Source organism: Pseudothauera nasutitermitis, assembly GCF_004801295.1.
GTDB lineage: Bacteria > Pseudomonadota > Gammaproteobacteria > Burkholderiales > Rhodocyclaceae > Pseudothauera > Pseudothauera nasutitermitis.
In genome coordinates this window covers 43,462-56,066 of sequence record NZ_SSOC01000007.1, presented here as the reverse complement: position 1 = coordinate 56,066, position 12,605 = coordinate 43,462, and the positions used below count along the sequence as shown (strand labels likewise).

Here is a 12,605-nt window from a genome sequence, read left to right as displayed (position 1 = left end):
GCGGGCGGGTGTTCCGGGGGCTGTTCCGCATCCCGGGTCCGCGGGCAGATTTTGGGCAATTGAACTGGATTCCGTCGCGCACGGCGGCCACTGTGGATATTTCCGACGAACCGCCGGGCGGCATCCGCCCCCCACGCAAGATCATTCACTGCGACTGCGACTGCTTCTACGCCGCCATCGAGGTGCGCGACGCGCCCGAGCTGGCCGGGCAGCCGGTGGCGGTGGGCGGGCGGCCGGGTGCGCGCGGGGTGATCGCCACCTGCAACTACGAGGCGCGTGCCTTCGGCGTGCGTTCGGCGATGTCGTCCGCCCACGCCTTGCGCCTGTGTCCGCAACTGGTGCTGCTGCCGCCGGATTTCGAGCGCTACCGCGCGGCTTCCCGGCAGATCCTGGCGATTTACCGCGACTACACGCCGCTGGTCGAGCCGCTGTCGCTCGACGAGGCCTATCTGGACGTCAGTGGCGTGCAGCGCTGCCGGGGCAGCGCCACGCTGATGGCGCAGGAAATCCGCGCGCGCATCCAGGCGGAAGTCGGCATCACCGCCTCGGCCGGCATCGCGCCCAACAAGTTCATCGCCAAGGTGGCGAGCGACTGGAACAAGCCCGACGGCCAGTTCGTGGTGCGTCCGGAAGAGGTGGACGCCTTCGTCGCCGCGCTGCCGGTGAACAAGATCTTCGGCGTGGGCAAGGTCACCGCCGAGCGCCTGCGCCGCCTCGGCGCGCAGACCTGCGGCGATCTGCGCGGGTGGACGCAGGCCGGGCTGGTGGCCGAATTCGGCAGCTTCGGCGCGCGGCTGTACCGCCTGTGCCGGGGCATCGACGAACGCCCGGTGGCGCCCGAGCGGGTGCGCAAGTCGCTGTCGGTGGAGACCACCTACACCACCGATCTGGCCGACCTGCCGGCCTGCCGCGCGGCGCTGCCCGCGCTCGCCGAGGATTTCGCCCGCCGCTTCGCCCGCGTGGGCGAGGCGGTCACAGTGAACAAGGCCTTCGTCAAGGTGAAGTTCGCCGATTTCACCCAGACCACCGTGGAGCGCAATGCCGACGCGCCGTCGCTCGACCTGTGGCTCGCGCTGCTCGACGAAGGCCATGCGCGCGGCGGCGGCCGGCCGGTGCGCCTGCTGGGGGTGGGCGTGCGTTTCGCAGAGGATGCGGAGGAAGCCGGGCAGCTCGACCTGTTCGGCGAATCCACCTGATTTGCGCACTGCCCGTTCCGCTCAGGCGGGCACGTCCTCGTCCGGTGCCATGGCCACGCGGTTGCGGCCCTCGTTCTTGGCCTGGTAGAGCGCGGCGTCGGCGCGCGCGAGCAGCGTCCTGGCGTCGCCGGCCAGTGGGGCCAGGCCGATGCTGGTGGTGACGTGGATGTCGCCCTTGAACGTCTCGATGCGGCTGTGCTCCAGCGCGCTGCGCAGGCGTTCGCCGAGTGTCGCCGCGCCCGCCGCGTCGGTGCCCGGCAGCAGCAGGGCGAATTCCTCGCCGCCCAGGCGCGCGGCCATGTCCTCGCGGCGCAGTACGCGGCGCAGGATGCCGGCCAGATGGACCAGCACGGCATCGCCGGCGGCGTGGCCATAGCCGTCGTTGACCCGCTTGAAGTGGTCCAGGTCGAGCATGGCCACCATGCCGCCGGGGCCGCCGCGGGCGATGCGCGCCAGTTCGATCTCCAGGCGCTCCAGGAAAGTGTGGCGGTTGGCGAGGCCGGTCAGCGTGTCGGTGGAGGCCAGGCGTTCCAGGGTCTGTTCGTGGCGGCGCTGTTCGGTGACGTCATGGACGATCCAGAGCTGGTCGACGCCTTCAGTGGCATGGCGGATGGGAATCCGCGTGGCGTGCAGGCTGCGTCCGTCGGCCAGCAGGGCCTCGCCCGGGCTGGTGGTCTGGTGGGAAAGCACGGTGTCCAGCACTTCGCGGGGGAAGCGCTGGCGCAGCGCGGCGTGCTGCAGGCCGATCAGGCCGGCGGCCGGGGTCGGCGTGGTGGCGAACAGGTCGCACAGGGTCTGGTTGGCCACCACCACGCGGCCGTCCTCGTTCTCCACCAGGATGCCGCCGGGGAAGTGCTCGATGATCTGCCCCAGGCGCCCGCGCGCCGCGCTCAGGGCTTCTTCCGCGCGCCGCCGCTCGGTGACGTCGATCATCGTCCAGATCACGTCGCCGTCGGGCTGGACCGGGTCCAGCAGGGTGCCGTGCAGGTTGAACCAGCGGATTTCGTCGTGGCGGGTGCGCAGGCGGCTTTCCATGCGCACGCTGCCGCCCCCTTCGCGCAGTTGGCGGTAGTGGACCTGGAAGGTTTCGTAGGCGTTGTCGTCGCAGTGGATCACGCGCATGCTCCGGCCGTCCAGCGGGCGTCCGTCGTCGGAGAAGATGTCGATGGCGCGCTGGTTGGAGAAGCGGATGCTGCGCTCCGGCGTGGCCAGGAAGATGGCGGCGCCGGTGTTGTCGAGCAAGGCGCGGCGCAGCAGGGTCTCGGTCACGCGCTGGCTGATGTCGGCCTGGGTGCCGGTGACGCGCAGCGCGAGGCCGTCATTCGTGCGATGGGTCGCGCGGCCGCGCGCATGCACCCAGATCCAGCGGCCGTCGCGGTGGCGGACGCGGTGCTCGGCTTCGAAGACCTCCGTCTGCCCGCGCACGTGCGCGTCGAGGCTGCCCAGAACCTTGTCGCGGTCGTCGGGGTGGGCCAGGCGCCGGACGGTGTCGAGGGTCGGCGCCAGTTCCCCGGGCGCGTAGCCCAGCATGGCGCACCATTGCGGGTCGAAGATCATGTGGTCGTTGCCGACGTCCCAGTCCCAGGAGCCCAGGCTGCCGCCTTCCAGGGCCAGCTTGTGGCGTTCCCCGCTTTCCGCGAGCAGTTCGTGGTTGCGGTGCTGGCGGGCGAACAGCAGGACGATCCACAGCGCGGCGCACAGGATCAGCACGGTGCCCAGGACGTTGCGCCACAGGCTGTCGCGCAGGGTGTCGCGGGTGCGCTGCAGCGCGTGTTCGCGGTCCAGGCCGATGCTGACCACCAGTGGATAGTGCGTCACGCGGTGCCAGGCGTAGTAGCGTTCGACGCCGTCCACGGGCGAGGGGAGCCGGTACTCGCCGTGGCGCTGCGAAGGGGTGCGTAGGAATTCGCGGTCCGGCGGAACGCGCCTGGTCAGCACGTCGTTCTGCATCGACGAGCGCGCCAGGTAGGCGCCGTCGTCGAGCAGCAGCACGGCGACGTCGCGGTTGGTGGCGAGCACCTCGCGGAAATAGCCGGAGATGTAGTCCGGCGAGACCGACAGCGCCACCACCCCGGCGAACCGCCCATCCTGCGTCAGCAAGGGGTAGGAGAACGGGATGACCCACTGCCCGGAAACGCGTCCGAGCAGCGGCTGGGCGATGTGCAGGCGCGGGGTGTCGCGCGTGGCGTGGAGGTGGAAATAGTCGCGGTCGGCCACGGAGATCGTCGCGGGGCCGTTGGGCGGAGCGTTGTGCGACTGGCTGAAATAGACCAACCGGCCCTGTGCGTCGGCCACGCCGATCTGGCTGATGCTGCCGGGCGGAAAGATGGTGAGCGCGGAGCGGACGGCGTGTTCGAAGTCGCGCTTCGATGAGTTCATGTACCCGGTGGACAGACTGCGCAGCAGATGCTCCAGCCCGGTGACCAGGGTTTCGACCTGGATGGCCAGCGTGGCCGACATCTGCGTGGCGCGCAGGCGGGCCTGCGCCTCGGTCTGGGCCAGTTGCCCGCGTTGCGAATCGAGCAGCAGCAACCAGTACAGCAGGCAGGCCAGCGCCATCGCGAGCAGTGCGGCGAGCGAGCGCGGCGTGACATGCCGGAGCAGCATGCGTGCTGCACGCAGAGGCGGTGCGGAGCGGCCGGTTGCTGGAGTCGTCACCATGGTGGTCCGGGGAAGGGCGTTGGCTGGCGGCCGCCATGCGTACGGCCGGGGGGCAGGCAGGGGCAGGCCGTCCTGCCGCAGCGCGATGGTAGGCGAAAGAGATGTCAGGGCCAATCATCGCCGGGCGGGGAGGATTGATGCGGGTTTCCCGGCCGCGTCGTGCGCCCGGACACGCTCTGGCGCGGGCGTGGGCCGCGCGCGGCGGTGGCCCCGCCGCCGTTTCGCCCGGGGTGCCCCTTCGCCGGCGGTCAGGCGGGCACGTCCTCGTCCGACGCCATGACCACGCGGTTGCGCCCGCTGTTCTTGGCCCGGTAGAGCGCGGCGTCTGCGCGTGCGAGCAGCGTCTTGGCGTCGCCGGCCAGCGAGGTCAGGCCGATGCTGGTGGTGATGCGGATGTCGCCCCTCAGGGTTTCGATGTGGCTCTGCTCCAGCGCGGCGCGCAGGCGCTCGCTGAGCGCGGCCGCGCCGGCCGGGTCGGCGCCGGGCAGCAGCAGGGCGAATTCCTCGCCGCCCAGGCGCGCGGCCATGTCCTCGCGGCGCAGCACGCGGCGCAGGATGCCGGCCAGATGGGCCAGCACGGCATCGCCGGCGGCATGGCCGTAGCGATCATTGACCCGCTTGAAGTGATCCAGGTCGAGCATGGCCACCATGCCGCCGAGGCCGCCGCGGGCGATGCGCGCCAGTTCGATCTCCAGGCGTTCCAGGAAGGTGTGGCGGTTGGCCAGGCCGGTCAGCGCGTCGGTGGAGGCAAGCTGTTCGAGCACCTGTTCGTGGCGGCGCTGCTCGGTGACGTCATGCACGATCCACAGGCGGTCGACGCCCTGCGTGCCGTGCCGGATGGGAATCCGCGTGGCGCGGATGTTGCGGCCGTCGGCCAGCAGGGTTTCGCTCGGGCTGGTGGTCTCGTTGGAGAGCACGATGTCCAGCACCTCGCGGGGGAACAGACGGCGCAGCGCTACATGCTCCTGGCCGACCAGGCTGGCGGCGGGCGTGGGGACGGAGGCGAACAGGTCGCACAGGGCCTGGTTGGCCACCACCACGCGGCCGTCTTCGTTCTCCACCAGGATGCCGCCGGGGAAGTGCTCGATGATCTGGCTCAGGCGCCCGCGCGCTGCGCCGAGCGCCTCTTCCGCCTGCTTGCGCTCGGTGACGTCGATCATCGTCCAGATCACGTCGCCATCCGTCTGGTTCGGGTCCAGCAGCGTGCCGTGAATGCTGAACCAGCGCGGCTCGCCGGAGGCGGTGCGCAGGCGGTACTCGGTGCGGATGCTCTTGCCGGCGCGCAGCGCCGTGTAGTGGAGCTGAAAGTCCGCATAGGCGCCGTCGTCGCAGTGGATCGCGCGCATGCTCCGGCCGTCCAGCGAGCGGCCGTCCGGCGAGAAGGTCTCGATGGCGCGCTGGTTGGAAAAGCGGATGTCGCGCCCCGGGGTGGCCAGGAAGATCTCCGCGCCGGTGTTGTCGAGCAGCGCGCGGCGCAGCAGGGTTTCGGCCACGCGCTGGCTGATGTCGGCCTGGGTGCCGGCCATGCGCAGCGGCTGGCCTTCGGCGCTGCGGTGGGTGACCCGCCCGCGCGCATGCACCCAGATCCAGTGGCCGTCGCGGTGGCGGGCGCGGTGTTCGATCTCGAACAGTTCGCTGCGGCCGTACAGATGGGTATTGAGGGCGGCCTGGATCTTCACCCAGTCGTCCGGGTGGGCCAGGCGGCGCACCGTTTCCAGTTCGGCCTCGAGCATGCCGGATCGGTAGCCGAGCATCCTGCACCAGCGTTCGTCGAAGATCAGCCGGCCGCTGCGGATGTTCCAATCCCACGCGCCCAGGTTGCCGCCCTCCAGCGCCAGCTTGAAGCGTTCCTCGCCCTCGGCGAGCAGTTGGCGGTCGTGGCGCAGCCGGGCGAACAGCAGCACGATCCAGAACGAGGCGCCCAGCACGAGCAGCGTGCCGATGACGTTGCGCCGCAGGCTGTCGCGCAGGTTGGCGCGCACGGATGCCAGGGCCTGCTCCTGGCTCAGGCCGACGCTGACCACCAGCGGGTACTCGCGGACCCGGTGCCAGGCGTAGTAGCGCAGCACGCCATCGACCGGCGCCGTGATGAAATATTCGCCGCTGCGTGCTTGCGGAGCACGCAGGAATTCGCGTTCCGGCGGTACCCGGCTGCCCAGCACCCGGCTCTGCGTGGCGGAGCGCGCGAGGTAGGTGCCGTCGCCGTGCAGCAGCATGGCGACGTCGGTGTCGGTGGCGAACACTTCGCGGAAGTAGCCGGAGATGTAGTCCGGCGCAACCGACAGCACGACGGCCCCGGCGAACGCGCCCCGTGGATCGAGGATGGGGTAGGAGAACTGGATGGTCCATAGGCCGGAAACCCGCCCGAGAACAGGGTGGCTGATGAACAGGCGGGGATCGGCCGCCCTGTCCCGGTGCACGCGGAAGTGCTCGCGGTCGGCGATGGAAACCGAGGACTGCCCCTGCGACGGGGCGAGGTTGGAATAAACGATGCGCCCGTCCCCGTCCGCCACCGCGATCTGGGTGATGCTGCCCGGCGGGAATACCGTCAGCGCGGTGTGCACCGAGCGCTTGAAGTAGCTCGTCGGCGAACTGGCGTATTCGGCGGCCAGGCTGCGCGCCAGGTGCTCCAGCCCGGTGACCAGGGTTTCGACCTGCACGGCCAGCGTGGCGGACATCTGCGTGGCGCGCAGGCGGGCCTGCTCTTCGGAATGGGCCAGTTGCTTGTGCTGCGAGTCCAGCAGCATCGCCCAGTACACCAGGAATGCCAGAACCAGCACCGCCATGACCGCGAGCGAACGCGGGGTGATGTGGGCCAGAACGCTGCGGAGCTTGTTCGTGGCGAAGGAGGCGGCGTGGTGCAGAGGCATGGGCGTATCGGCGGAGAGGGAGGTGCCGGCCCCTTGGTAGCGGGGCGGTCCGGATGCAGGAAAGCGGCCGGCCTGGATGAGGCGCGTGTTTCTGCATGATGAAACGTCCGGTGACGCCGGATGATATGACGAAAGTCGTGAGTACCGGAAAAGCGGACTGACTATTTTGGGTTGCCCGATGCCAAAAGGATATGCATCAATGCAAATATCGATTTGCCGATGGTATGCCAACAATCATGCGTCAGCAATATCCACGGAGGCCCGCCGGCGTTCTTGCGTTTACGCGTTCTTGCGTTTCTGCCACAGCACATCGCCCCGGCCGCCGGCGCGGTTGAGCGCGCGGCCGAGCACGAACAGCAGGTCGGAGAGGCGGTTGAGATACTGGCGGGGGCCGTCGTTCACCGCCTCTTCCTGGGTCAGCGCGACCAGCGCCCGTTCGGCCCGGCGGCATACGGTGCGCGCGTGATGGGCGAGCGCGGCGGCGCGGGTGCCGCCCGGCAGGATGAAGTCCTTGAGCGGCTCCAGCTCCGCGTTGAAGGCGTCCAGCTGGTTCTCCAGATGGGTCACCTGCTTGCCGGTGATCATGCTCATGCCGGGAATGCACACTTCGCCGCCCAGATCGAACAGATCGTGCTGCACGTCGGTGAGCAGCGCGCGCACCGCCTCGGGAAGATCCTCGCAGAGCAGCACGCCGATGATGGCGTTGGCCTCGTCCACCTCGCCCAGCGCGTGGATGCGCAGGCTGTTCTTGGAGACGCGCTTGCCGTCCCCCAGGCCGGTGGTGCCGGCATCGCCGGTGCGGGTGTAGATCTTGGAAAGGCGGTGTCCCATGCTGTGCTCCGGCGGGTGGGTGGAACCGCGAATTATAGGGGCAAGCGGCCGCCGGATTGACTTGCACGGAGGTGCGGCATACGATGCGATACGCTGTGTATTACAAGGACTGGTGCAGATGACCCTGTCGATCCGCCTCGATCCCGAACTGGAAGCCGAACTGGCCCGCGCCGCCGCGCAGACGGGGCGCAGCAAGAGCGAACTGGTCAAGGCCGGGTTGCGGGAATACCTTGCCCGCGTGGTGCCCAAGAAAACGCCTTACGAACTGGGCAAGGATCTGTTCGGCGACGGGGAAGGCGGCAGTGCCGATTTCTCCGGCAAGGAAACCACCCGCCGCATCATCGTGGAACGCCTGCGTGCAGAGAACGATCGCTGACTCCGGCCCGCTGATCGCGCTCTTCGAGCCGACGGACCGGCGCCACGGACTGGCGCGCGCGTTCATCGAAACCTATCAGGGCAGCCTGCTGACCACCTGGCCGGTGCTGACCGAAGTCGGCCATCTGCTCGGCCACAGCGTGGATCGCCAACTGGCCTTTCTGCAATGGGTGGAGCGCGGCGGTGTGGAGGTCGTCGCGCCGGGGGCGGGCGCCGTCGCGCTGATCCGGCAGATGACCGACCAGTACCGCGATCTGCCGATGGACGTGGCGGACGGCTCCCTCATCGTGCTCGCCAGCGAATCGGGCGTGCGCGATATTCTTACCTTCGACCGGGATTTCGACGTTTACTGCCTTCCGGACCGTTCCCGCTTCAACAACGTATTGGTATCTCACTGAGCTGAAATGAAATCCGCCGAAATCCGCGACCAATTCCTCAAGTTCTTCGAGTCCAAGGGCCACCAGATCGTCGCCTCCAGCTCGCTGGTGCCCCACGACGACCCGACCCTGCTGTTCACCAACGCCGGGATGAACCAGTTCAAGGACGTCTTCCTCGGCTTCGACAAGCGCCCCTACAGCCGCGCCACCACCTCGCAGAAATGCGTGCGCGCCGGCGGCAAGCACAACGACCTGGAAAACGTCGGCTACACCGCGCGCCACCACACCTTCTTCGAGATGCTGGGCAACTTCAGCTTCGGCGACTACTTCAAGCGCGACGCCATCAGCTACGCCTGGGAACTGCTCACCGAAGTGTTCAAGCTGCCCAAGGACAAGCTGTGGGTCACCGTGTATGCCGAGGACGACGAGGCCTACGACATCTGGACCAGGGAAGTCGGCGTGCCCGCCGGGCGCGTCATCCGCATCGGCGACAACAAGGGCGCGCGCTACGCCTCCGACAACTTCTGGATGATGGGCGACACCGGCCCCTGCGGCCCGTGCACCGAGATCTTCTACGACCATGGCCCGGACATCTGGGGTGGTCCGCCGGGGAGCCCGGAGGAAGACGGCGACCGCTACATCGAGATCTGGAACAACGTGTTCATGCAGTTCAACCGCGACGAGGCCGGCGTGATGCACCCGCTGCCCAAGCCCAGCGTGGACACCGGCATGGGCCTGGAGCGCATCTCCGCGGTGCTGCAGGGCGTGCACAGCAACTACGAGATCGATTCCTTCCAGAACCTGATCCGCGCCGCCGCGCGCGAGACCAGCGCCGCAGATATGGAGTCCCCCTCGCTGAAGGTGCTGGCCGACCACATCCGTGCCTGTTCCTTCCTGATCGCCGACGGCGTGATCGCCGGCAACGAAGGGCGTGGCTACGTGCTCCGCCGCATCATCCGCCGTGCCATCCGCCACGGCTACAAGCTGGGCGCGCGCGCCGCCTTCTTCCACCGCCTGGTGGCCGATCTGGTCGCCGAGATGGGCGCGGCCTACCCCGAGCTGAAGGCCGGCGAACGGCGCATCACCGACGTGCTGCGCCAGGAAGAGGAACGCTTCTTCGCCACCATCGAACACGGCATGGCCATCGTCGAGGCCGAACTGGACGTGCTGGCCGCCGCCGGCAAGACCGTGTTCGACGGCGACACCGCGTTCAAGCTGCACGATACCTACGGCTTCCCGCTGGACCTCACCGCCGACATCTGCCGGGAGCGCGGGGTGAGCGTGGACGCCGCCGCCTTCGACGCCGCGATGGCCCGCCAGAAGGAACAGGCGCGCGCCGCCGGCAAGTTCAAGATGGCCGCCAACCTGGAATACGAAGGGCCGGAAACCGCCTTCCACGGCTACGAGCGCCTGGAAGAGCAGGGCACCATCCTGGCGCTGTACAAGGACGGCGCCCCCGTCGACGAACTGGTCGAGGGCGATCTGGGCGTGGTGGTGCTGGACAACACCCCGTTCTACGCCGAGTCCGGCGGCCAGGTGGGCGACCGCGGCGAACTGCGCGGCGTGGGCGGCATCTTCGCCGTCGAGGACACGCTGAAGATCCAGGCCGCCGTGTTCGGCCACCACGGCGTGGTGAAGACCGGCCGGCTCGCGGTCGGCCAGCCGGTCAGCGCGCGCGTGGATGCCGCCGCGCGTGCCGCCACCGCGCGCAACCATTCGGTGACCCACCTGATGCACAAGGCGCTGCGCGAAGTGCTGGGTGCGCACGTGCAGCAGAAGGGCTCGCAGGTGGACCCGGACAAGACGCGCTTCGACTTTGCCCACGGCGCGCCGCTCTCCGCCGAGGAAATCCGCGAGGTGGAAGAGATCGTCAATGCCGAGATCCTCGCCAACACCGCCACCGACGCCCGCGTGATGGCCCTGGACGACGCGCAGAGATCCGGCGCGGTGATGCTGTTCGGCGAGAAGTACGGCGACGAGGTGCGCGTGCTCAGCATCGGTTCCTCCAAGGAGCTGTGCGGCGGCACGCACATCGAGCGCACCGGCGACATCGGCCTGTTCAAGATCGTCATGGAAGGCGGCGTGGCCGCCGGCGTGCGCCGCGTCGAGGCGGTCACCGGGGCCAACGCCTTGCGCTACGCGCAGGAGCAGGAGCGCCGCGTGCAGGGCATGTCCGCGCTGCTCAAGGTGCAGCCGGACGAGGTCGCCGAGCGCGTCGCCGGCATTCTCGACAACGTGCGCGCGCTGGAAAAGGAACTGGCCCGCCTGAAGAGCAAGCTGGCCGCCAGCCAGGGCGACGACCTCGCCGGCCAGGCCGTCGAGGTCAAGGGCGCCCGGGTGCTCGCCGCCACGCTGGAAGGCGCCGACGTGCCCACCCTGCGCGAGACCATGGACAAGCTGAAGGACAAGCTGAAGTCCGCCGCCATCGTGCTGGCTTCCACCACCGATGGCAGAGTCAGCCTGATCGCCGGGGTCACCGCCGATCTGACCGGCAAGGTGAAGGCCGGCGAACTGGTCAACTTCGTCGCCCAGCAGGTCGGCGGCAAGGGCGGCGGCCGGCCGGACATGGCGCAGGCCGGCGGCACCGATCCGGCGGCCTTGCCCGCGGCGCTGGAGCAGGTCGGCGCCTGGGTGGCCGAGCGGCTCTAGGCGCGGCGGGGAGCGGACGTGGCGAAGTGCTTCGCCAGCAGCGTCCGCCGGAGCGCCGGCCGCGAGGCTGTCGACCGCTGCTCTTCCCGCCGTTTCCCGCTTTCATCTGCCGGCCGCCTCGCGGCCGGCATGGCTTTCTGTACGCTCCCGGCATCCGCGGCCCGGGCGGCCGGCCCGGGGTTCATCGAACGCTGGCTGGAAACCTTTTCCACCACCAGCCTGTATCTGCTGTGCGCGGCCGTGATCGGCCTGCTGGTGCTTGCCGGCTCGGTGTGGGCGCTGCTGCGCGCCAACCGCCGTCTGCTCCGTCTGCTGGCCGAGCGCCGGCGGGACGCGGCGATCATGCGTTCGACCATGGAGAACATGGCCGAGGCGGTGATCATGGTCGATGGCAAGCAGCGCCTGGCGAGTTTCAACCAGCGCTTCGCCGAGATCACCGGCTTCGACCAGGAATTCCTGCTCGGCCAGCCGCCCTTCGCCGACGTGCTGCGGCTTTGGGCCGGCGAGAACGCGCTGTCCGAGCGCGTGCTGGAGCGCGCCATGGCGCGCGCGCGCGACGGCAAGGCCTTCCGCCATACCTTCGTGCACCACGGGCGGGACTATGAGGGCAAGCACGTTCCGCTGCCGGGCGGCGGCTTCGTGCGCACCATCTCCGACGTCACCGAGCAGCACCGCGCCGGCGAGGTACTGCGCAACAGCGAAGAGCGCCTGCGCCGGGTGCTGGCGCTGGCGCCCACGGCCATCGTGGTGTCGGACGCGCGCGACGGGCAGGTGCTGTTCGTCAATCCGAAGGCCGAGGAAATGGCCGGCGTCGGCGCCGAGCAGTTGCTCGGCGGTTCGTCGGCGGATTTCTTCCTGCTCGACGAGGATCGCGTGCGCGTGCTGCAGCTGCTCAACCAGCACGGTGCGGTGAACGATCTGGAGGTCTGCCTGCTGCGCGCCAGCGGCGAACCGCTGTGGGCGCTGCTGTCCGCCATGCCCGGCGAGTTCGGCGGCCGGCCGGCGGTGATCACGGCGATCAGCGACATCACCGCGCGCCGGCGGATCGAGGAAGAACTGGAGCAGGCCCGCCAGGAGCTGGAGCAGGCCAACCAGCAGATGCGCCGCGCCAACGCCGAACTGGCCCAGGCCGCCTCCACCGACCGGCTCACCGGCCTGGCCAACCGCCGCCGCCTGGAAGAGGGCGCCGAGGCCGAGATGGCGCGCGCGCGCCGCCACCTCGACCCGTTGAGCGTGGTGCTGTTCGACATCGACTGGTTCAAGATGGTGAACGACCGCCACGGCCACGAGGCCGGCGACGCGGTATTGCGCGAGGTGGCGCAGCGGCTCGGCGCGCGGGTGCGCGCTTCGGATCTGCTGGCGCGCTGGGGCGGCGAGGAATTCCTGCTGCTGGCCTCGGCCACCGGGCTGGCCGAGGCGCTGGTGCTGGCGGAGAAGATGCGCCGCCTGATCGAGGGCGAGCCGTTTCCCGGCGTAGGCAGTCTGACCGCGAGTTTCGGCGTGGCCGAGTTCAAGCCCGGGGAGAATTTCTCCACGCTGACGGCGCGTGCCGACCGTGCGCTCTACCGCGCCAAGGAGGGCGGACGCAACCGGGTGGAGTGGGCCGCCGAGGACGAGATCGTCGGCGGCTGAGGGCCGCGCGCGGC

At 69.5% G+C, this 12,605-nt stretch carries 8 protein-coding genes; 5 read left to right on the top strand and 3 right to left on the bottom strand.

The features are described 5' to 3' along the window. Positions 1–122: 122 nt before the first annotated feature. Complete coding sequence (dinB, locus tag E6C76_RS18455; protein ID WP_136349858.1) at positions 123–1,196, top strand: DNA polymerase IV; 1,074 nt, start codon at positions 123–125, stop codon at positions 1,194–1,196. Positions 1,197–1,217: 21 nt separating this feature from the next. On the opposite strand, the gene E6C76_RS18450 is transcribed toward dinB, so the two are convergent. The 3 genes from E6C76_RS18450 to E6C76_RS18440 all read right to left on the bottom strand — a co-directional run bounded on the left by E6C76_RS18450 (position 1,218) and on the right by E6C76_RS18440 (position 7,558). After that, positions 1,218–3,803 carry a diguanylate cyclase gene (locus E6C76_RS18450; RefSeq protein WP_168734379.1) on the bottom strand — a complete coding sequence of 862 codons (2,586 nt, stop codon included), beginning with the start codon at positions 3,801–3,803 and terminating at the stop codon, positions 1,218–1,220. A 302-nt stretch (positions 3,804–4,105) separates the two neighbouring features. Beyond that, positions 4,106–6,727, bottom strand: coding sequence for a diguanylate cyclase (locus E6C76_RS18445; protein WP_136349725.1), 2,622 nt, complete (start codon positions 6,725–6,727; stop codon positions 4,106–4,108). Positions 6,728–7,006: 279 nt separating this feature from the next. Next, positions 7,007–7,558, bottom strand: a complete 552-nt coding sequence (locus E6C76_RS18440) for a cob(I)yrinic acid a,c-diamide adenosyltransferase (protein WP_136349724.1) — start codon at positions 7,556–7,558, stop codon at positions 7,007–7,009. Between the two features lie 118 nt (positions 7,559–7,676). Between E6C76_RS18440 and E6C76_RS18435 the strand changes: the two genes are divergently transcribed. The 4 genes from E6C76_RS18435 to E6C76_RS18420 all read left to right on the top strand — a co-directional run bounded on the left by E6C76_RS18435 (position 7,677) and on the right by E6C76_RS18420 (position 12,591). Further along, a complete protein-coding gene (locus E6C76_RS18435) occupies positions 7,677–7,934 on the top strand; it encodes a ribbon-helix-helix protein, CopG family (protein WP_136349723.1) in 258 nt (85 codons plus the stop codon). After that, positions 7,915–8,331, top strand: a complete 417-nt coding sequence (locus tag E6C76_RS18430) for a type II toxin-antitoxin system VapC family toxin (RefSeq protein WP_136349722.1) — start codon at positions 7,915–7,917, stop codon at positions 8,329–8,331. Before E6C76_RS18435 ends, E6C76_RS18430 begins: the two co-directional genes overlap by 20 nt. 6 nt (positions 8,332–8,337) lie before the next feature. After that, complete coding sequence (gene alaS / locus E6C76_RS18425; RefSeq protein ID WP_136349721.1) at positions 8,338–10,959, top strand: alanine--tRNA ligase; 2,622 nt, start codon at positions 8,338–8,340, stop codon at positions 10,957–10,959. Positions 10,960–11,088: 129 nt separating this feature from the next. After that, the gene (locus tag E6C76_RS18420) at positions 11,089–12,591 is read left to right on the top strand and encodes a sensor domain-containing diguanylate cyclase (protein WP_136349720.1); all 1,503 of its coding nucleotides are present in this window, start codon (positions 11,089–11,091) and stop codon (positions 12,589–12,591) included. The last annotated feature ends 14 nt before the right edge of the window (positions 12,592–12,605 follow it).

What these genes read in the sequence shown, in the direction of transcription:
- E6C76_RS18450 (WP_168734379.1), bottom strand. Translation starts at nt 3,803, where the DNA reads ATGCTGCTCCGGCATGTCACGCCGCGCTCGCTCGCCGCACTGCTCGCG.
- E6C76_RS18445 (WP_136349725.1), bottom strand. Translation starts at nt 6,727, where the DNA reads ATGCCTCTGCACCACGCCGCCTCCTTCGCCACGAACAAGCTCCGCAGC.
- E6C76_RS18440 (WP_136349724.1), bottom strand. Translation starts at nt 7,558, where the DNA reads ATGGGACACCGCCTTTCCAAGATCTACACCCGCACCGGCGATGCCGGC.
- E6C76_RS18435 (WP_136349723.1), top strand. Translation starts at nt 7,677, where the DNA reads ATGACCCTGTCGATCCGCCTCGATCCCGAACTGGAAGCCGAACTGGCC.
- alaS (WP_136349721.1), top strand. Translation starts at nt 8,338, where the DNA reads ATGAAATCCGCCGAAATCCGCGACCAATTCCTCAAGTTCTTCGAGTCC.
- E6C76_RS18420 (WP_136349720.1), top strand. Translation starts at nt 11,089, where the DNA reads ATGGCTTTCTGTACGCTCCCGGCATCCGCGGCCCGGGCGGCCGGCCCG.